This is a genomic window from Pantoea sp. AS142 (assembly GCF_037152305.1).
Lineage (GTDB): Bacteria > Pseudomonadota > Gammaproteobacteria > Enterobacterales > Enterobacteriaceae > Pantoea.
The window spans coordinates 136,104-155,851 of the sequence record NZ_JBBCMO010000004.1 but is presented as its reverse complement, the minus strand read 5'-3'; the positions used below and the strand labels follow the sequence as shown (position 1 = coordinate 155,851).

The following is a 19,748-nucleotide window of genomic DNA, read 5'->3' as shown; positions in this document are numbered from 1 at the left end:
ATAAGAAAAATTAATCAGCCTGTGTTTGCTTAAAACATCATTAAGGATGAATGAGTATGCATATGAAAGGATGTATCTGCGCAGCAGGACGCTGCCAGGGTATTGAAAAAAGGCCATACAGAGAGATCGGTGATTCGCTGGCGGCATTACAGATTATTCATTTGGCTCAATAAGTCAAAGGTTTTAACCGCTTTGGTCTTAACGTCGCCGATCGGTTATGCGGATGCACCATAAAAGCGCATATGACCCCTTATCTCCATGCGACGTGCTGCGACGTCAGCGGGCTAACTACGCTATTATGAGGCTGTTTCTCTTCCAGGGAGTTGTTATGAAACAAATTCGTCTGTTGGCGCAGTACTACGTTGATTTAATGGTCAAGCTTGGACTAGTGAGATTCTCGCTGCTGCTGGCGTCTGCGCTGGTGGTGCTGGCGATGATTGTCCAGATGGCGGTCACGATGGTATTACGGGGCCATGTTGAGAGCATTGACGTGGTACGTTCGGTCTTCTTCGGACTGCTGATTACGCCCTGGGCCGTCTATTTTCTATCGGTGGTGGTCGATCAGCTGGAGGAATCACGGCAACGGCTGGCAAGGCTCGTAGATAAGCTGGAAGAGATGCGTACCCGCGATCTGGAACTCAATCAGCAGATGAAAGAGACCATTACACAACTGAATCAGGAGATTAGCGATCGTAAAAAAGCGGAGCTGGCACGCGAACAGGTAATGGATAAGCTGCGTGAAGAGGTGACGCGTCGTGAGCAGGCACAAATTGAGCTGGAACAGCAATCCTCCTTCCTGCGTTCATTTCTGGATGCCTCGCCTGACCTGGTTTTCTATCGCAACATCGATAAACAGTTCTCCGGCTGCAACCGCGCGATGGAGCTGCTGACCGGCAAAAGCGAAAAGCAGCTGATTGGCCTGACGCCGCGCGATATCTATGATAATGAAGCGGCGACTAAGGTACTGGAAACGGATGAGAAGGTATTCCGCCATAACGTCTCGCTGACTTATGAACAGTGGCTGCAATATCCTGACGGGCGCAAAGCCTGTTACGAGATTCGTAAAGTGCCTTATTACGACCGCGTAGGTAAGCGCAGCGGGTTAATGGGCTTTGGTCGCGATATAACTGAGCGTAAGCGCTATCAGGACGCGTTAGAGAACGCCAGCCGGGAGAAGACCACCTTTATCTCTACTATCAGCCACGAGCTTCGTACGCCGCTTAATGGCATTGTCGGTCTCAGCCGCATTCTGCTGGATACCGACCTCAATCAGGAACAGCTGAAATACCTGAAAACCATCCACGTTTCCGCTATCACGCTGGGCAACATCTTCAATGATGTGATTGAGGTGGACAAAATCGAGCGCCGTAAAGTGCAACTGGATAATCAGCCGCTCGACTTCACCGGTTTCCTTGCCGATTTAGAAAATCTCTCGGGTCTGCTGGCACAGCCAAAAGGGCTGAAGTTTGTGCTCGTGCCTCAACTGCCGCTACCGCATATGATTTCGACGGATGGGACGCGTCTGCGCCAGATTCTTTGGAACCTGATTGGTAACGCCGTGAAGTTCACCCGGCAAGGCGAAATCGTGGTGCGGGTAACCTATGAGCAGGACGAGACGCTGCGTTTTGAGGTACAGGATTCCGGCATGGGTATCCGCCAGGATGAGCAGGATAAGATCTTTGCTATGTACTATCAGGTTAAAGATCAGCATGGCGGTAAACCGGCAACCGGTACCGGCATCGGACTGGCGGTCTCACGCCGTCTGGCGCAGGCGATGGGCGGTGATATCCGTGTACACAGTGCGCCAGGACAGGGTTCATGCTTTACCGTAGAGATCAAAGCGCCACGCATCGCTGAAGAGGTGGAAGATGAGGGCGTGGACGACAGCCTGCCATTGCCTGCGCTGCATGTGCTGTTGGTTGAAGATATTGAGCTTAATGTAATTGTGGCGCGCTCGGTGCTGGAGAAGCTAGGCTGCAGTGTGGAAGTCGCTATGACCGGCAGCGAGGCGCTGGCAATGTTTGACCCGCTGGAGTTTGATCTGGTGCTGCTGGATATTCAGCTGCCCGATATGACCGGGCTGGATGTCTCACGTGCCATTCGCCAACAGTATCAGGGAACACATCTGCCACCGCTGGTTGCGCTTACCGCTAATGTCCTCAAAGACAAAAAAGAGTATTTCGAGGCAGGAATGGATGACGTCCTGAGCAAGCCTCTGGCTGTACCGGCACTGACTGCGATGATCAAAAAGTACTGGGATTATCAGGCAGAACCGGAAGAAGAGACCTCTGATGCCAGCAATGATAAAACCCGGATGTTGCTGGATGTCGCAATGCTGGAACAGTACATGGAGCTGGTTGGCCCTAGCCTGATTACCCAAAGCCTGACGATGTTTGAAAAGATGATGCCGGACTATCTGGCGGTGCTGGAGTCGAATTTGATGGCGCGCGATGAGAAAGGTATTGCTGAAGAGGGGCATAAAATCAAAGGGGCGGCGGGTTCTGTAGGTCTTCAGCGTTTGCAGATGCTGGCGAAACAGATCCAGAGTCCGGAGTTACCGGCGTGGTGGGACAATGTTGTTGAATGGATTGATGAGCTGAAGCATGAGTGGCGGCACGATGTGCAGATATTACGCGATTGGGTGGCCGAGCAGGATAAGTGATACCCCAGAAAAAAATGACCCCAGCCGAGGCCGGGGTGCGCGAATACTGCGCCAACACCAGGGAAAATATTGCGGCAGCTATGATTTAAATAATTGATGCAGCCGCAGGGTATTGGTTAACACTGCCATCACCTTAGCAAATTCATCTTCTCATGCGACAAGATTCATTAAAATTTGTGATATTGAGCAGCGTTTAAAGACAGAAAACATTAATTTGGCAACACAGTCAAGTAAGGAATCAATTTCTGTGCCGTATTGCTGATATTTTAATCAAATTTGCGCTTTTTTGTTTAGTTTTAATGCTACCCTGGCGGTAAGCAGAGGGTTAGCAGCAATAAAGTGAGCCAGCGTGAACATCTGCCTCTTCAGCAAGGCTAACACGCTGATATTGCAAGCTAGCGACCTGAAATGACACGAATTATCCAAAACGATTTGGAATAATAAAAAAGAATCCAGAACTTTGCCCTTTTATCGTTCTGACATCAGGGTTTTTACTGGAAGGAAACAGTGCCACTTCAGCAATGAGTGAGGCTGTTAAGTGCTGTTTATTTATACGTTACAACCCTAATTATGATTAATTTTTGGACAGGTCTGGAATAAGGGGAAAATAACAGTTAAGTATGTCGAATGATTAAAACAGGCGCTTATTACCCATTATTAAGTATTTATCTGGAAAGGTGCTAAGCACTGAGAGTGAATGGAACCGATTCCTTTTTTCGGAAGTACTTGAACTATTTCGACCTGTTGCAGCATTTTGATGCAAAATGGTTGAATAAAGTCTGGAAACTGCCTGTTGGTTTCCAGCGATAATTGTAAAAAGCCTGCTTTTCTGGCAGTGATTACATGAGTGATTGATTAACGTCTGAAACAAGTGTGGGAAGATTGCATGAACAAGCATAAAGGAAGCGCTGGACAGCGTATCAGACGTATTGTTGGTCGTATCGTGCTGGTGTGGCTGGGAATATGGATGGCGGGCATTTTACTCTTTTCGTTATTACCGGTCCCCTTCTCAGCAGTGATGGCTGAACGACAGATCGGTGCCTGGTTACGCGGTGATTTTAGTTATGTCGCCCATTCGGACTGGGTTGGCCATGACGAGATTTCGCCCTTAATGGGCCTGGCAGTTATCGCCTCAGAAGATCAAAAGTTTCCCACCCATTGGGGTTTTGATGTAGCAGCGATTGAATCTGTACTGGATAACAACGATAGCCGGATGCGCGGGGCGTCCACACTGTCACAACAAACGGCGAAGAATCTGTTCCTCTGGGAGGGTCGCAGCTGGATCCGTAAAGGTCTGGAAGCGGGTCTGACGGTAGGGATCGAGACGATCTGGACGAAGCGACGTATTTTGACAGTCTATCTCAATATTGCGGAGTTCGGGCCGGGTATCTTTGGCGTTGAAGCGGCTTCACAACACTACTTCCATAAGCCCGCCAGCCGCCTTACCGCTGCAGACGCTGCTTTACTGGCGGCGGTTCTGCCTAATCCGATTCGTTATCATGCTGCTGCGCCCTCAGGCTACGTCAGAGAGCGGCAGCAGTGGATAATGCGTCAGATGCGCCAGCTGGGTGGGGAAGGCTTTTTGCAACGTAATCAGCTCGACTAAGCCTTAATCTTCATCGAAGCCCGCTTCAAATAGTTCAATGACTGCTGCCAGCGCCTGAATCTCCTCCGGGCCGCTGGCTTCAATCTCAATGTGCCCGCCTTTTGCCGAGTCGAGCATCAGCAGCGCAATAACGCTGCTGGCTTCGGCTTCCGTGCCTGCTTCATTACGCAGCAACACTTCGGCCTCAAAGCTCTGCACCAGCTCAAACAACTTCATTGCCGGACGTGCGTGCATCCCCAGTTTATTTTTGATTTCTACAGTTTGTCTGACGGTCATGATTTGCGCTTTTCCAGCGTACGATGGCGTGACTGTACATTCTTACCGCGCGAACGGAAGTAATCCGCCAGCTGTTCTGCGATATAGACTGAGCGGTGTTTACCGCCGGTACAGCCAATCGCCACGGTAAGATAGCTACGATTGTTGGTCTCCAGCATCGGCAGCCAGAGTTCAAGATAGCTGCGTGTCTGGTAGATAAAATTATGCACTTCAGTATGGCGATCAAGGAATGCCGCCACAGGGCGATCAAGGCCGGTCATCGGCCTCAGCTTGGGATCCCAGTGGGGATTAGGCAGAAAGCGCACGTCAAACACATAGTCGGCATCAATAGGAATGCCATGTTTGAAGCCAAAGGATTCAAACACCATGGTCAGCTCACGTTCACGCTTACCCAGCAGGCGGGTACGCAGCATCTCTGCCAGCTCATGCACCGACATCTCTGAGGTATCGATGATCAGATCGGCACGCGAACGCAGCGGCTCCAGCAGATCGCTCTCTTCATCAATGGCACTTTCCAGCGACAGGTTTTTGCTGGAGAGGGGATGCAGACGGCGCGTATCGCTGTACCGGCGAATCAGGGTGTTGCGATCGGCGTCGAGAAACAGCAGCTGAGGTGAAAATGTATCAGGCAAATTATTCAGCGCGGTTTCAAAAATTTCCGGGGATTCAGGCATATTACGAACGTCAATGCTGACCGCCGCCGAAATATTGCGCTCGGCCAGCGAGTTAGCTAACTCAGGCAGCAGAACGACCGGCAGGTTATCAACGCAGTAGAACCCCATATCTTCCAGCGCACGGAGCGCCACTGACTTCCCCGAGCCTGAACGACCGCTCACGATCATCAGCACCATGACCTTCTCTCCCGTTTTAAAACCGGCAACCGGCCGGTAAAGACGCGTTACTGCTCTGTCTGGACTTCCGTAATAATGGCATAAAGCTCTTCATCGCTCTGCGCAGCACGCAGACGACGACAAACCGTTTTATCTGCCAGACGCTTTGCCACCAGTGAAAGGGTGTGCAGATGGGTTTTGCACTGGTCAGCCGGTACCAGTAAGGCAAACAACAGATCGACCGGCTGGTTATCGACGGCATCAAACGCAATCGGCTGTTCGAGGCTGATAAACACACCAACCGCACGCAGCGTATCTTCTTCCAGCTTGCCATGAGGGATAGCTATCCCGTTACCAATACCGGTACTGCCCATGCGTTCGCGGGTCAGGATCGCTTCGAAAAGCGTCTGGTGCGGCAGGTTGAGCTGCTTAGCGGCCAATTCGCTAATGATTTCCAGCGCACGTTTTTTGCTCTGGCAGTGTACACCGCTGCGGGTGCAGTCTGGCGAAAGCACTGTGCTCAATTCCAGTGTGAGATCGTTGTTCATTATCGTTTCACTTGCGTGTTCACCAGGCCGTTCACCGCCAGCGCGTCTTGACACTTGTGACAAACGGCACTTGCTTAGATGACAAAACGGGGCGGATTATCCGCCCCATCCTGTCGGCTCTGCGCGCCAGGCGCGCGTAGCTAGCGTGAAGGTTAGTGTTTTTTCAGTTTATCTTTGTGTTTGGTCAGCTGACGGGCGAGCTTATCAATCAGCCCATCAATTGCCGCATACATATCTTCCGCTTCCGATGTGGCGTGCAGCTCGCCACCGTTAACATGTAGTGTTGCGTCAGCCACTTGGGTGACTTTTTCAACTTTCAGGACAATATAGACCTGATTGATATGTTCAAAATAGTGTTCCAATTTGGCAAATTTACCGCTGACGAATTCACGCAGAGGTGCGGTGATTTCAACATGTTGCCCGGTCAGGTTCAGCTGCATAGGTCTTCCTTCTCATTTCTGTCAAACCAGCTGTTTACGCTGGTTCGATGGCGGGATGGATAAAGACTCACGATATTTGGCGACGGTTCGCCGTGCCACCATAATCCCCTGAACAGATAACATGGAGGTCAGTTTACTGTCGCTCAAGGGTTTGGCTGGATTTTCCGCCGAAATTAATTTCTTCACCAGGGCACGGATTGCGGTCGAGGAGGCTTCGCCGCCACCTTCCGTATTAACGTGACTGGAGAAAAAGTACTTCAGTTCAAAAATGCCACGCGGGCTGTGCAGATACTTCTGCGTGGTAACTCGGGAAATGGTCGATTCGTGCATCTCAACGGCCTGGGCAATATCCGCCAGCACCATGGGGCGCATAAATTCTTCACCCTGCTCGAAAAAAGCCTGCTGCTGCTCAACAATACAGCGCGTCACTTTCAGCAGCGTATCATTACGGCTTTCAAGACTTTTAATCAGCCAGCGGGCTTCCTGCAGGTTACTGCGAATGAACTGGCTGTCGCTATCGTTGCGCGTTGCACCACCCATTGCGGCATAGTGCTGATTGATCTTGAGGCGAGGCAGGCTATCGGCGTTGAGTTCAACTGTCCAGCGGCTGCCAACCTTACGCACCAGCACATCGGGAATGACATATTCCGGTTCGCTGGTATTGATCGACTGACCAGGACGCGGATCCAGCGACTGAATCAGCAGCATCGCTTCTTTCAGCACCTCTTCTTTGAGGCGTGTCACCCGCATCAGGCTACGAAAATCGTGATTTGCCAGCAGGTCGAGATGGTCACTGACGATCAGGCGCGCTTCTGCCAGCATCGGCGTTTCGGGCGCATATTGTGAAAGCTGGACAAGCAGACAGTCACGCAGATCGCGCGCGCCGACACCAATCGGGTCAAAGCGCTGGATGCGTTTCAGCACCGCTTCAACTTCATCCACTTCGAGTTCATCATTGCCGATACTGTCGAGGATCTCCTCAAGCGAAACGGTAAGATATCCCGTGTCATCAATAGCATCGACAATCGAGGTGGCAATGGCGCGATCGGTATCGCTGAAAGGCGTCAGTCCGACCTGCCACATCAGATAATCCTGCAGTGACTGCGTGGTTTCACCTTGATAAACCGGTAACTCATCATCCTGATAATCGGTGCCGGTTCCGGAAGGCGTGCCAGCAGTGTAGATCTCATCCCAGGTGGCATCCAGTGGCAGTTCATCGGGCATCTCTTTCTGCTCAAGCGCTTCGCGTGTATCCAGCGTCTCAGCCTCCGAAGATTCCCGGGAATCGATCTCTTCATGCAGGTCAGTCTGCTCAAGCAGCGGATTACTTTCCAGTGCAAGCTGTAACTCCTGCTGGAGTTCAAGCGTGGAGAGTTGCAGCAGACGAATTGCCTGCTGCAACTGTGGAGTCATTGCCAGCTGTTGGCTGAACCTGAGTTGTAAACCTTGCTTCATAGACAGGATGGTAGTTCCCAGGTAAACATCGGTATTAACGACACCTTATCAGAGTCTGAACTCTTCACCCAAATAAACCCGCTTAACCTGCTCATCCGCAAGAATTTCATTGGGTGTGCCATGCGCAATCAGATGGCCCTGGCTAACGATATAAGCCCGCTCACAGACCGCTAGTGTTTCGCGCACGTTGTGGTCGGTAATCAGCACGCCGAGGCCGCTGTCACGCAGATGCTCAATGATCTTCTTAATGTCGATTACGGATATGGGGTCAACACCGGCAAAAGGTTCATCCAGCAGAATAAACTTAGGATTGGCAGCCAGCGCGCGCGCAATCTCAACACGACGCCGCTCACCACCTGAAAGCGCCTGACCCATGCTGTCGCGCAGGTGCTCGATGTGAAACTCCTCCATCAGTTCACGGGCGCGATCCTGGCGTTGCTCTTCGGTCAGATCATCACGAATCTGCAGTACCGCCATCAGGTTATCGTAGACGCTGAGGCGACGGAAAATGGATGCCTCCTGCGGCAGATAGCCGATGCCACGACGCGCACGCGCATGCAGCGGCAGGATGCTGATATCTTCATCATCAATAATAATGCGGCCAGCGTCACGCGGCACAATGCCCACCACCATGTAAAAGGTGGTAGTTTTACCGGCACCGTTCGGCCCAAGCAAGCCGACAATCTCACCGGATTTTACCTGCAGACTGACATCTTCTACCACGCGACGGCCTTTATATGCCTTCGCCAGGTTTTCTGCGATTAATGTGGCCATAGCTATCAGTTACTCTTCTTTCCGCTGTTGGACGAACCTTTATCCTGAAGTTGCGACGGCACCAGTACCGTAGTGACGCGCTTGTTCTGGCCCTGACTGTAAGCCTGCATTTTCTGCTCTTTCACCAGGTAGGTAATACGATCGCCTTTGATGTTGCTGTCCTGCTGCTCAATGAAAGCATTGCCAGTCAGTTCAACGAAATCGTTAGCCAGTTCATAGTGCAGTTTTGAGGCATGGCCCTGAACCGGCTTGCCGCTATCCTGCATCTGATAGAAGGTGGCGGGGTTACCATAGGCGTCAACGATGGTTTTCTTACTGTCGCCGCCCGGGCGGGTCACCACGACTTTATCTGCCGTGATTTTGATTGAGCCCTGCGTCACGATGACATTGCCGGTAAAGGTCGCGACATTGCCTTGTAAGTCCAGCGCCTGATTTTGCGAGTCAATATTGACGGGCTTGTCCGAGTCACCGGTCAGGGCCAGCGCCGGAACGCTGGTTACCAGCAACATGCTGGCCAGTAAAAGCTTCAGGCTATTTTTGTTCATTTTGAATTTCATAAGAGGTTTTGACCTTCTCGATTAACTCGGCGTTTTTTGTCCGTAAATTGCCGCGCATTTTCATGCCGGTGGAGTTAAAACTGCGGCCATACAATGTCACCTGGTCATCAGAAGTAACGTCCTGAGTGACAAGATTGATCTGTGCATTATCTGTTTTGATGCGCTCAAGCTGAGAATCCTGCGTCAGCGTATTCAGCTCAACATGGCCATAAAGATAAAGCATACGATCTTTGGTGAGCTTTGCTTTATCCGCGCGTAACGTCCAGGTGGGGATTTTGTTCTCATCAAAGGTGGTCATCACCGGATTTTCGAACCAGCTCAGTTCATCATCCGAGAAATAGGTCACTTTGTCAGAGACCAGTTTATATGACAACGCGCCCTGCGGGTTGTAAACCACAGTGTGTGAATCAGCACTGGTATAGGTCGGCGACTGACTGCCCGTCCCGACTGGCGTGCCATCGTCATCCTGCTTAGTAAGATTCCAGCCGATCAAAACCAGTGCAATCAAGGTCAGAATCAGCGTTATCCAACGCCTGCTTTTACTCATACTGATTGCCCTTTGGCATCCTCAAATTTGTTCTGCGCCATTAAGATCAGGTCACACACTTCGCGTACCGCACCGCGTCCACCGGCGATCCGCGTGACATAATGCGCGCGCGGCAACAGGATTGGATGTGCATCCGCCACCGCCACGCTTAATCCCACTTTTGCCATAACCGGCCAGTCGATCAAATCGTCACCTATGTAGGCGACCTGGTCGTCGGAAAGAGACAGTTTATCCAGAAGTTCACGATAGGCCAAAAGCTTATCCGATTGTCCCTGATAAAGATGGCGGATGCCGAGCGTTTTGCAGCGGTCTTCCATCAGACGGGCATTGCGGCCGGTAATGATAGCCACTTCCACATTTGAGGTCAGTAAACAGCGAACACCGTAACCGTCCCGCACGTTGAATGCTTTCAGTTCTTCGCCATTATTCCCCATGTAGATCACCCCGTCGGACATTACGCCATCGACATCGCAGATCAGCAGACGAATCCTGCTGGCACGTGCCATGACGTCAGCAATGACCGGGCCATAGCAGGTTTCAATCGGGTGGGTTGCCTGTTGCATTTTCTCTTCCTGTTCAGACTACGCCAGCGCGCAGCATGTCATGCATATGTACCACACCGAGCAGATGGTCGTCATCGGCCACCAGAATCGAGGTAATGTTTTTGGTTTGCATCAGGTTCAGGGCTTCAACCGCCAGCATATTAGGCCGGACGCGGATACCACCAGGCGTCATCACTTCCCCGATGGTGGCGCGCTGAAAATCGATGCCCATGTCAAAGATGCGGCGCAGGTCGCCATCCGTAAAAATACCTTCAATTTTCATCAGACCGTCGACAATCACAGTCAGTCCCAGATTTTTGCGGGTAATCTCCAGCAGTGCATCACGCAATGAAGCGTCACGCGTGACGTGCGGCAGTTCATCACCGCAGTGCATAATATCAGCCACATGCAGCAGAAGTTTGCGGCCCAGCGCTCCGCCAGGATGGGACAAAGCAAAGTCTTCCGCCGTAAATCCGCGCGCTTCCAGCAGCGAAACCGCCAGCGCGTCACCCATCACCAGCGTGGCCGTGGTGCTGGTGGTCGGTGCCAGACCCAGCGGGCAGGCTTCCTGCGGGACATGGACACACAGATGCACATCGGCAACCCGACCCATCGCACTGTCAGGCCGTCCGGTCATGCAGATCAGCGCAATGTGCTGACGTTTTAACACCGGAATCAGCGCAAGGATTTCGTTCGACTCACCGCTGTTTGAGATGGCGATGACCACATCATTTTTGCTCACCATGCCTAGATCACCATGGCTGGCTTCGGCCGGATGTACAAAAAAGGCTGGTGTACCGGTACTGGCAAAGGTGGCTGCCATTTTTTTGCCGATATGGCCAGATTTGCCCATGCCCATCACGACCACTTTGCCCTGACAGGCGTAGATTAGGGCGCAAGCGCGGGCGAAGTCGCTATTAATATATTGATCGAGCTGTTCCAGTCCTTCACGCTCAATACGCAGTACGGTTTTCCCCGCCTGCTGGAAATCAAATGCTGTTGGTTGCTGATATGACATAGCGAGTCTGTCCTTGTTAGCCGTCTATGAATGCCGGCTGCATCCACAGCAGCGTCACCCAGACGAAGAAACCACAGAGTAAAATCGAGCCTGCCGTACGACCAACCCCTCGGCGACGAAGCAGGCAGAGCAGGGCAAATAGCACGCTGACCCCGAGCATCACCCAGTAATCACGGGTGAAGGCGTGATAATCGACGCTACCGGGGTGAATCAGCGCCGGCAGGCCCAGCACGATGGCAATATTATAAATGTTGGCGCCGATCAGGTTGCCGATCGCGATATCATCTTCGCCTTTCAGCGCACCGGCAATGACCGTTGCCAGCTCTGGCAGGCTGGTGCCCACTGCGATCAGCGTCAGGCCCATAACCAGTTCGCTGACGCCAAAGTAGTCGGCAAATGCCGTGGCATTGTCGATTACCATTCGTGTGGACATCGGCAGGATAATCAGTGCGACGGCCAGCCAGAGAAAGGCCACCGTATTTCCGCTCTCCTCGCGGGGCAGCTCGGCCAGCTGCTCGCGGGTCAGGGTGTCGTTGTTATCCCGTTCTGCTTTACGCGCAATACGAATTACCACCATCAAATAAATACCGGCAATGGCGATCAGGCCAATTCCATCCAGTCGACTAAGCTGGTTGTCAAATAGCATGAATCCGCTGAGCAGGGTAACCAGCAACATTAACGGCAGTTCACGGCGTATCAGATTAGAATGGATGCTAAGCGGGTGCATTAGCGCAGCGGCACCCAGGATCAGTAAAATGTTGGTAATATTTGAGCCGAGCGCGGTGCCAACGGCAAGATCCATCTGGCCATGCTGCGCCGCAGAAAAGGAGAGAATCATCTCTGGCAGCGAGGTGCCGATGCTGACAACGGTCATGCCAATGATCAGCGGCGGGATACCCAATGATCGACACAATATAGAGGCGCTAAACACCAGACGATCGGCACCATACGCCAGTAAAAGCAAACCGATAATCAGCAGTGCAGAAGCTACGAACATGAAAAATCCTTGCGTAAAAACCCAGGCAGGCAATGCCTTTTCCTACCGGTTTAAGGTTCTGTTTGGCGAGACAGGCGCTGATTTTGACCGTCTGAACGGCAAAAGTAAATTTAATGACCACTTTCGCCAAATCTTAGCGGTAAGTTTCTGTAAAGCTATCGTGAATCAGGACCGAACAGGCTACCATCGTACCCCATGTTTACGCCCGATCCTTACAAGAGGTAATAATGATCCACCAGCAAACGAATCTGGTTGAGGTTCGTGGCGTGAGTTTTTCGCGCGGAGATCGCACAATCTTCGATGACATTTCGCTGACCGTGCCGAAAGGCAAAGTGACGGCGATAATGGGACCGTCGGGGATTGGAAAAACCACTCTGCTACGCTTGATTGGGGGGCAACTTCAGCCGACCAGCGGTGAAATCTTTTTCCGTGGCGAAAACATTCCGTCACTGTCTCGCGCTAAATTGTACGAAGCGCGAAAGAAAATGAGCATGCTGTTCCAGTCTGGCGCCCTGTTCACTGACTTAACGGTCTATGAGAACGTTGCCTGGCCGCTGCGTGAACATACCCGTCTGCCCGCTCCGCTGCTGCACAGCACGGTGCTGATGAAGCTGGAAGCGGTAGGTCTGCGTGGCGCGGCCCATCTGAAACCTGCTGAGCTGTCGGGCGGAATGGCGCGTCGGGTGGCACTGGCGCGCGCTATCGCGCTGGAGCCTGAACTTATCATGTTTGATGAGCCTTTTGTTGGTCAGGATCCGATCACCATGGGCGTGCTGGTAAAACTCATTGACGAACTGAACCATGCTTTGGGCCTGACCTGTATTGTAGTCTCGCACGATGTACCGGAAGTACTGAGTATTGCGGACTATGCCTATATTGTGGCCGGACAAAAAATTATCGCACACGGCACCACGCCGGAACTGCGAGAGAACAATGACCCGCGCGTCCGCCAGTTTATTGATGGCGATGCGGATGGTCCGGTTCCATTCCGTTTTCCTGCCGGCGACTATCTCGCTGATTTAACCGGCTCAGGGAGTAACTAAACAGATGTTCTTGAAGGCGCTGGCGTCATTCGGTCGTCAGGGAATTGAAACGTGCGCCAGTTTTGGACGCGCAGGATTAATGTTGTTTCACGCGCTGGTAGGCAAACCCGCGTTCCGCAGACACTGGCCCCTATTGATCAAACAACTCTATAGTGTTGGCGTGTTGTCGTTACTGATTATTGTGGTTTCGGGTCTGTTTATAGGCATGGTCCTCGGATTGCAGGGTTACCTGGTGCTGACCACTTACGGCGCCGAAACCGGTCTGGGCATGCTGGTGGCGCTGTCGTTGTTGCGAGAGCTGGGGCCGGTTGTTACCGCGCTGCTGTTCGCCGGACGGGCAGGATCGGCACTGACTGCTGAAATCGGCCTGATGAAAGCCACTGAACAGCTTTCCAGTATGGAGATGATGGCGGTGGATCCGTTGCGCCGCGTCGTCTCGCCGCGCTTCTGGGCAGGCTTTATCAGTATGCCGCTGCTGGCACTGATCTTTACCGCTGTCGGTATCGCTGGCGGTGCACTGGTTGGCGTGAGCTGGAAAGGGATCGATCCGGGTTTCTTCTGGTCAGCCATGCAGAACGCGGTCGATTTTCGTACCGATGTTGTTAACTGCATCATCAAAAGCGCCGTATTTGCCGTGACGGTCACCTGGATTGCACTCTTTAATGGCTATGACGCGATTCCCACTTCTGAAGGGATCAGTCGCGCGACAACGCGTACCGTAGTACATGCTTCACTGGCGGTGCTCGGGTTGGATTTTGTGCTGACAGCACTGATGTTTGGGAATTGATGCAATGCAAAGCAAAAAAAGCGAAATCTGGGTTGGCATTTTTATGATTATGGCGTTGATCGCCGCATTGTTTCTCTGTCTACGTGTCGCCGATTTAAAGTCGATGGGCACGGAGCCGACGTGGAAACTCTACGCCACTTTTGACAATATTGGCGGCCTGAAAGCCAGTTCGCCAGTCAAAATAGGTGGCGTGGTGATTGGACGGGTAACGGGCATCGAGCTTGAGCCGAAAACGCTGCTGCCGCGTGTTACCATGGACATCAGCGAACAATATGCGAATAAAATTTCAGACACCAGCTCGCTGGCGATTCGCACTCAGGGACTGCTGGGTGAGCAATTTCTGGCGCTCAACTTAGGATTTGACGATCCTGAACTGGGTTCGGCGATGCTGAAAGATGGCGATACGCTGCGCGATACTAAATCAGCCATGGTGCTCGAAGACCTGATCGGTCAGTTCCTTTATAAAAGCGGCGACAACAAACAAAAAAGTAACAAGGATGCCCAGGAAGGCGACAGTGCTGTGCCTGCGGCACCGGCTCAACCTTAAAGAAGAGGGTATACCATGTTTAAACGTTTACTGATGATTGCCATGCTGGTGGTTGCAGTACCGCTGACGGCAACCGCAGCCGATCAGAGCAATCCCTACAAACTGATGAATGAAGCGGCGCAGAAGACCTTTACCCGTCTGAAAAATGAGCAGCCGAAAATCAAACAGAATCCTAACTACCTGCGTGAGATTGTGCGTCAGGAACTGCTGCCTTATGTACAGATCAAATATGCGGGCGCGTTAGTGCTGGGCCGCTACTATCGTGATTCGACACCCGCTCAGCGTGAAGCTTACTTCAGTGCTTTTGGCGACTACCTGGCGCAGGCTTATGGCCAGGCACTGGCACTCTATAACGGACAGAGCTACCAGATTCAGCCTGAGCAGCCATTAGGCGATGCCAAAATTGTCGCCATTCGAGTCTCAATTATCGATCCAAATGGCCGCCCGCCGGTTCGCCTCGACTTTCAGTGGCGTAAAAACAGCCAGAGCGGTAACTGGCAAGCTTATGACATGATCGCCGAAGGCGTCAGCATGATCACCACCAAACAAAATGAGTGGAGCGATCTGTTACGTACCAAAGGTATCGATGGTCTGACGGCGCAGCTCAAATCCTCTGCGGCACAGTCAATCACGCTGGATAAACAACAATAATGCACGAATCGTTACGCTGGGAGCGGGAAGTCAGCACGCTATTACTGAAAGGCGAACTGGATCGCGACACGTTGATGAGCCTTTGGCAGCAACGTGAGACGTTGATTAAAGATGTCGATACGATCGACGTTGCGGCGCTGGAGCGTGTTGATTCTTCCGGTCTCGCCCTGCTGGTGCATCTGCGGGAAATCGCACGAGCACAGGGTATTACCCCTCGCTTTACGGGCATCAGCGACAAACTGCACTCTCTGATTACGCTTTACAATCTGCAACAGATTATTGTTTCTGTGGATAAAAGCGCCTGATTTCCAGTTGTTATGCTAAGCCCCTGTTTACTATAGGGGCTTTTGCGTATTTAAGAGTCAGCCGCTTTCCTCTACTATGTCAGCCTTATTATTATTAAGATGAAGTTAAGCCCAATGGAAAACAGTGAAATTCAGGCCGTGCTGATGGCAGCATTGCCTTTAGACGAAGTTCATGTGATGAGCAATGATGGTAGCCATTTTCAGGTGATCGCAGTAGGCGAATTGTTTGGCGAACTGAGCCGCGTGAAAAAACAACAGGCTGTCTACGCGCCACTGATGGAATTTATCGCAGATAACCGCATGCATGCTGTCTCTATCAAAACCTATACTCCCGCTGAATGGGCGCGTGATCGTAAACTCAACGGTTTCTGATCCCCAGCGTGGTGAACTCGCCGTGGGCGAGTCTAATCTTTAGCTAGTTAATTGAGAGCCGTGTCAATGGACAAATTTCGTGTGCAAGGCCCCACCCGCTTAAGTGGTGACGTAACCATTTCTGGGGCGAAGAACGCCGCGCTTCCTATTCTGTTTGCTGCCCTGCTGGCTGAAGAGCCGGTAGAGATTCAGAACGTACCAAAGCTGCGCGACATTGATACCACCATGAAGTTGCTGAGCCAGCTGGGTGCGAAGGTGGAACGCAACGGTTCTGTGCATGTCGATGCCAGCGCGGTAGATGTATTTTGTGCACCTTACGATCTGGTCAAAACAATGCGTGCCTCAATTTGGGCGCTGGGCCCGCTGGTCGCTCGTTTTGGTCAGGGTCAGGTTTCCCTGCCGGGCGGCTGCGCTATCGGCGCACGGCCGGTTGACCTGCACATTACCGGTCTTGAACAACTGGGTGCCGAGATCAAGCTGGAAGAGGGCTACGTAAAAGCGTCAGTCAACGGCCGCTTGAAGGGCGCGCTGATTGTCATGGACAAAATCAGCGTCGGTGCCACCGTGACTATTATGAGTGCTGCGACACTGGCGACCGGTACCACCGTAATTGAGAATGCGGCGCGTGAGCCGGAAATTGTTGATACCGCCAACTTCCTTAACACCCTCGGTGCGCGAATCAGTGGTGCGGGCAGCGATAGAATCACCATCGAAGGCGTTGAGCGTCTGGGCGGCGGTGTTTACCGTGTCCTGCCCGATCGTATCGAAACCGGTACTTTCCTGGTGGCTGCAGCTATTTCGGGCGGCAAAGTGATATGTCACAAAACCCAGCCTGATACGCTCGATGCTGTACTGGCTAAGCTGCGGGATGCCGGTGCAGATATCGAAACCGGAGATGACTGGATCAGCCTGGATATGCACGGCAAGCGGCCAAAAGCGGTCAACGTGCGCACCGCACCGCATCCAGGTTTCCCAACCGATATGCAGGCGCAGTTCACACTGTTAAACATGGTAGCGGAAGGCACGGGCGTGATTACCGAAACCATCTTCGAAAACCGTTTCATGCATATCCCTGAACTGATTCGTATGGGCGGACATGCTGAGATTGAGAGCAATACGGCAATCTGTCATGGGGTCGAAACCCTGTCAGGTGCGCAAGTGATGGCAACCGATCTGCGTGCTTCTGCCAGTCTGGTTCTGGCTGGTTGTATTGCGGAAGGAACGACATTCGTTGATCGTATTTATCACATCGATCGCGGCTATGAGCACATTGAAGATAAACTGAAAGCCATGGGCGCGAATATCGAGCGCGTCAGCGAAGAGTAATCCCGGAGATGTTCTGAAAGAGCCAGCCCCCTTTGGGGCTGTTTTTTTGCCTGAAGATCGCCTGAGATCTCAGGTGTCACCGGTATGATCGGCCGGTGTCCTGATACGTTTTCTGCGATCCAGCAGGCAGTGGGTAGCGGGATCGTAATAGCGGCTGGGCCAGATCTCACAAGGATGAACCTTGATTGCATCCGCGATCAACCATTCGCCCTTAGGCCATGGACGCGTCAGTGCATTAGCCAGCGTTGATGAACTCAGACCTGCTGCGCGTGACAGCGCCGCCAGTGTCATACCACGCTTATGCAGCGCTGCGATAATGTCAGCCGGGTGCCAGTCTTCCATACTTTTTTGCATACCCTGTTCTCCTTTTCCTTGTCATTGCGTCGTCCAGCGGGACGTTGGCTTTACTTTTTACCGTTATCTGGAAAGAGCTGGGTTTTTATATCAAATAATTCCCATTAATTTCCAGTAATATTTAGATTCAGCATCGGCTCTGTGTGATGGCGCGCAAAAGGAGGGCAAAAGTTAAGAAGGAAGAAAGACGTGAGAGCAGGGACGCAAAAACGGAGCCTGCCAGGCTCCGTGAGGGATCAGAAATCGCGCTGAACTGACATGTGCGCCAGCGACTCCAGAGCGCTGCGCCACGGCGATTCGGGCAGAATTCGCAAGGCTTCAATCGCTTTATCCGCTTCCTGTTCGGCTCGGCTGCGCGTCCATTCCAGTGAACCACACTGATTCATCGCTTCCAGTACCGGTTCCAGCAGATGGCGGCCATTGCCTTGTTCAATGGCTTCACGGATCATTTTCGCCTGTTCAGGCGAGCCGTGTTGCATAGCATGCAGTAGTGGCAGCGTCGGTTTGCCTTCACTCAGGTCATCGCCGGTATTTTTACCCAGCGTCTCGCCGTCTGCGCTGTAATCCAGTAAATCGTCAATTAACTGGAAAGCAGTACCCAGATAGCGCCCATAATCCTGTAGCGCTTTTTCCTCTTCAGGTGTGGCTTCAGCCAGTATTGCAGAGGCTTGTGAGGCCGCTTCAAACAGGCGCGCTGTCTTACTGTAAATCACACGCATGTAGCTTTCTTCGGTGATGTCGGGATCGTTGACGTTCATCAGCTGCAGGACTTCGCCCTCAGCAATCACGTTTACCGCTTCTGACATCAGCGCCAGGATACGCAGCGACCCCATGCTGGTCATCATCTGGAAGGCGCGGGTGTAAATAAAATCACCGACCAGCACGCTTGCCGCATTGCCAAACGCCGCGTTCGCGGTCGCTTTGCCACGACGCATATCGGATTCATCCACGACATCGTCATGCAGCAGCGTGGCGGTGTGGATAAATTCGATCAGCGCCGCATTGGTTACATGCAGGTCGCCCTTGTAGCCCATGGCTCGTGCGGATAGCACGGCAATCATGGGACGGATACGCTTGCCCCCACCACTGATGATGTAGTAGCCCAACTGGTTGATGAGCGAGACATCTGAATTCAGCTGGTCGAGGATGGTCTGGTTAACGGCAGCCATATCCTGTGCGGTTAATTCATTAATCTGTTCTAAGTTCATTCGTCTTTTCAGCTATGACTCGTTATCTCTGCCATGGTAAGTGCTTTTACCCAGCCAGCGTTCAGGTAATCTGTTACTGATTGTACTTGAATTTTCTGCCTGAGAAACGGTTGCATTCAGCCTGTGTTTTTTTTCTGCAAGAGTGTGCAAAGTGCTCTTGTCTTCTTCTGGAGTTTTGCGTAGAATTCGCGCCCTATTGTGAATATTTAGCGCGCCGCCTGATGAACTAAAAGGCAAGCGCAGAAGCGGAGTTTTATATGTACGCGGTTTTCCAAAGTGGTGGTAAACAACACCGAGTAAGCGAAGGTCAGACCGTTCGCCTGGAAAAGCTGGACATCGCAACCGGTGAAACGATTGAGTTTGACCAGGTTCTGATGATTGCTAATGGCGAAGACGTGAAAATCGGCGCGCCACTGGTTTCAGGCGGAATGATCAAGGCAGAAGTTGTGGCTCACGGTCGTGGCGAGAAAATTAAGATCGTTAAGTTTCGTCGTCGTAAGCACTACCGTAAGCAGGCAGGCCATCGCCAGTGGTTCACTGATGTGAAAATCACTGGTATCACGGCGTAAGAGGAGATCTGACAAATGGCACATAAAAAGGCTGGTGGTTCGACTCGAAATGGTCGTGACTCCAATGCAAAACGTCTGGGTGTAAAACGTTTTGGTGGTGAATCTGTTCTGGCAGGTAGCATCATCGTTCGTCAGCGTGGCACCAAATTCCACGCCGGTACCAATGTAGGCTGTGGTCGTGACCACACCCTGTTTGCTACCGCAGACGGCAAAGTAAAATTCGAAGTTAAAGGTCCGAACAACCGTAAATACATCAGCATCGTTGCTGAGTAAGGTTGTCGTGACGCAGACGTTCAACGTCTGAACGCACGAATTGAAGGCCCCGCAGCTCCTG

The 19,748-nt window shown here is 52.1% G+C and carries 24 protein-coding genes; 11 read left to right on the top strand and 13 right to left on the bottom strand.

Features of this window, described 5'->3' with window-relative positions; all coding sequences use genetic code 11:
* The first annotated feature begins 328 nt into the window (after nucleotides 1-328).
* Nucleotides 329-2,662, top strand: a complete 2,334-nt coding sequence (arcB, locus tag WFO64_RS10175) for an aerobic respiration two-component sensor histidine kinase ArcB (RefSeq protein WP_337011281.1) — start codon at nucleotides 329-331, stop codon at nucleotides 2,660-2,662.
* A gap of 886 nt (nucleotides 2,663-3,548) precedes the next feature.
* Nucleotides 3,549-4,268 (top strand): monofunctional biosynthetic peptidoglycan transglycosylase, encoded by a 720-nt coding sequence (mtgA, locus tag WFO64_RS10170; protein WP_337011280.1) that lies wholly within the window; start codon nucleotides 3,549-3,551, stop codon nucleotides 4,266-4,268.
* A 3-nt stretch (nucleotides 4,269-4,271) separates the two neighbouring features.
* Here mtgA and npr read toward each other — a convergent pair whose 3' ends face one another.
* The 11 genes from npr to WFO64_RS10115 form a co-directional block, all read right to left on the bottom strand.
* Nucleotides 4,272-4,544: a PTS phosphocarrier protein NPr gene (npr, locus tag WFO64_RS10165; RefSeq protein ID WP_337011279.1), complete on the bottom strand. Its 273-nt coding sequence runs from the start codon at nucleotides 4,542-4,544 to the stop codon at nucleotides 4,272-4,274.
* The gene (gene rapZ, locus WFO64_RS10160; RefSeq protein ID WP_010251920.1) at nucleotides 4,541-5,395 is read right to left on the bottom strand and encodes an RNase adapter RapZ; all 855 of its coding nucleotides are present in this window, start codon (nucleotides 5,393-5,395) and stop codon (nucleotides 4,541-4,543) included. The genes npr and rapZ overlap by 4 nt, the downstream gene beginning before the upstream one ends.
* Nucleotides 5,396-5,442: 47 nt before the next feature.
* Nucleotides 5,443-5,922 (bottom strand): PTS IIA-like nitrogen regulatory protein PtsN, encoded by a 480-nt coding sequence (ptsN, locus tag WFO64_RS10155; RefSeq protein WP_013359876.1) that lies wholly within the window; start codon nucleotides 5,920-5,922, stop codon nucleotides 5,443-5,445.
* Between the two features lie 152 nt (nucleotides 5,923-6,074).
* Entirely contained in the window at nucleotides 6,075-6,362 is a 288-nt protein-coding gene (gene hpf, locus WFO64_RS10150) for a ribosome hibernation promoting factor (protein WP_337011278.1), read from the bottom strand.
* Nucleotides 6,363-6,383: 21 nt separating this feature from the next.
* Nucleotides 6,384-7,817 carry an RNA polymerase factor sigma-54 gene (rpoN, locus tag WFO64_RS10145; protein ID WP_337011277.1) on the bottom strand — a complete coding sequence of 478 codons (1,434 nt, stop codon included), beginning with the start codon at nucleotides 7,815-7,817 and terminating at the stop codon, nucleotides 6,384-6,386.
* A 48-nt stretch (nucleotides 7,818-7,865) separates the two neighbouring features.
* Nucleotides 7,866-8,591 (bottom strand): LPS export ABC transporter ATP-binding protein, encoded by a 726-nt coding sequence (lptB, locus tag WFO64_RS10140; RefSeq protein ID WP_003851107.1) that lies wholly within the window; start codon nucleotides 8,589-8,591, stop codon nucleotides 7,866-7,868.
* A 5-nt stretch (nucleotides 8,592-8,596) separates the two neighbouring features.
* Nucleotides 8,597-9,148 (bottom strand): lipopolysaccharide ABC transporter substrate-binding protein LptA, encoded by a 552-nt coding sequence (gene lptA / locus WFO64_RS10135; RefSeq protein ID WP_337011276.1) that lies wholly within the window; start codon nucleotides 9,146-9,148, stop codon nucleotides 8,597-8,599.
* A complete protein-coding gene (gene lptC, locus WFO64_RS10130) occupies nucleotides 9,123-9,695 on the bottom strand; it encodes an LPS export ABC transporter periplasmic protein LptC (RefSeq protein ID WP_337011275.1) in 573 nt (190 codons plus the stop codon). The genes lptA and lptC overlap by 26 nt, the downstream gene beginning before the upstream one ends.
* Nucleotides 9,692-10,258 (bottom strand): 3-deoxy-manno-octulosonate-8-phosphatase KdsC, encoded by a 567-nt coding sequence (gene kdsC, locus WFO64_RS10125; RefSeq protein ID WP_337011274.1) that lies wholly within the window; start codon nucleotides 10,256-10,258, stop codon nucleotides 9,692-9,694. The genes lptC and kdsC overlap by 4 nt, the downstream gene beginning before the upstream one ends.
* Nucleotides 10,259-10,271: 13 nt before the next feature.
* Entirely contained in the window at nucleotides 10,272-11,255 is a 984-nt protein-coding gene (gene kdsD, locus WFO64_RS10120; protein ID WP_337011273.1) for an arabinose-5-phosphate isomerase KdsD, read from the bottom strand.
* Nucleotides 11,256-11,271: 16 nt separating this feature from the next.
* Nucleotides 11,272-12,252 (bottom strand): calcium/sodium antiporter, encoded by a 981-nt coding sequence (locus WFO64_RS10115; protein WP_337011272.1) that lies wholly within the window; start codon nucleotides 12,250-12,252, stop codon nucleotides 11,272-11,274.
* Between the two features lie 227 nt (nucleotides 12,253-12,479).
* Between WFO64_RS10115 and mlaF the strand changes: the two genes are divergently transcribed.
* The 7 genes from mlaF (at nucleotide 12,480) to murA (ending at nucleotide 17,283) form a co-directional block, all read left to right on the top strand.
* Nucleotides 12,480-13,295, top strand: coding sequence for a phospholipid ABC transporter ATP-binding protein MlaF (gene mlaF, locus WFO64_RS10110; protein ID WP_337011270.1), 816 nt, complete (start codon nucleotides 12,480-12,482; stop codon nucleotides 13,293-13,295).
* A gap of 4 nt (nucleotides 13,296-13,299) precedes the next feature.
* The gene (gene mlaE / locus WFO64_RS10105; protein WP_337011267.1) at nucleotides 13,300-14,082 is read left to right on the top strand and encodes a lipid asymmetry maintenance ABC transporter permease subunit MlaE; all 783 of its coding nucleotides are present in this window, start codon (nucleotides 13,300-13,302) and stop codon (nucleotides 14,080-14,082) included.
* 4 nt (nucleotides 14,083-14,086) lie between these two features.
* Nucleotides 14,087-14,629, top strand: a complete 543-nt coding sequence (mlaD, locus tag WFO64_RS10100) for an outer membrane lipid asymmetry maintenance protein MlaD (protein ID WP_337011265.1) — start codon at nucleotides 14,087-14,089, stop codon at nucleotides 14,627-14,629.
* 15 nt (nucleotides 14,630-14,644) lie between these two features.
* Nucleotides 14,645-15,280, top strand: a complete 636-nt coding sequence (gene mlaC, locus WFO64_RS10095) for a phospholipid-binding protein MlaC (RefSeq protein ID WP_337011263.1) — start codon at nucleotides 14,645-14,647, stop codon at nucleotides 15,278-15,280.
* A complete protein-coding gene (mlaB, locus tag WFO64_RS10090) occupies nucleotides 15,280-15,585 on the top strand; it encodes a lipid asymmetry maintenance protein MlaB (RefSeq protein ID WP_337011261.1) in 306 nt (101 codons plus the stop codon). The genes mlaC and mlaB overlap by 1 nt, the downstream gene beginning before the upstream one ends.
* Before the next feature lie 114 nt (nucleotides 15,586-15,699).
* Entirely contained in the window at nucleotides 15,700-15,957 is a 258-nt protein-coding gene (gene ibaG / locus WFO64_RS10085) for a BolA family iron metabolism protein IbaG (RefSeq protein WP_003851098.1), read from the top strand.
* A 66-nt stretch (nucleotides 15,958-16,023) separates the two neighbouring features.
* Nucleotides 16,024-17,283, top strand: a complete 1,260-nt coding sequence (murA, locus tag WFO64_RS10080; protein ID WP_337011259.1) for a UDP-N-acetylglucosamine 1-carboxyvinyltransferase — start codon at nucleotides 16,024-16,026, stop codon at nucleotides 17,281-17,283.
* A gap of 69 nt (nucleotides 17,284-17,352) precedes the next feature.
* On the opposite strand, the gene WFO64_RS10075 is transcribed toward murA, so the two are convergent.
* Together WFO64_RS10075 and ispB are read right to left on the bottom strand one after the other, a co-directional pair.
* Complete coding sequence (locus WFO64_RS10075; RefSeq protein WP_337011257.1) at nucleotides 17,353-17,637, bottom strand: helix-turn-helix domain-containing protein; 285 nt, start codon at nucleotides 17,635-17,637, stop codon at nucleotides 17,353-17,355.
* A 236-nt stretch (nucleotides 17,638-17,873) separates the two neighbouring features.
* A complete protein-coding gene (gene ispB / locus WFO64_RS10070; protein ID WP_008925415.1) occupies nucleotides 17,874-18,845 on the bottom strand; it encodes an octaprenyl diphosphate synthase in 972 nt (323 codons plus the stop codon).
* 257 nt (nucleotides 18,846-19,102) lie between these two features.
* Between ispB and rplU the strand changes: the two genes are divergently transcribed.
* Entirely contained in the window at nucleotides 19,103-19,414 is a 312-nt protein-coding gene (gene rplU, locus WFO64_RS10065) for a 50S ribosomal protein L21 (protein WP_008925416.1), read from the top strand.
* A 15-nt stretch (nucleotides 19,415-19,429) separates the two neighbouring features.
* Entirely contained in the window at nucleotides 19,430-19,687 is a 258-nt protein-coding gene (gene rpmA, locus WFO64_RS10060) for a 50S ribosomal protein L27 (RefSeq protein WP_017349604.1), read from the top strand.
* Nucleotides 19,688-19,748: the final 61 nt, after the last annotated feature.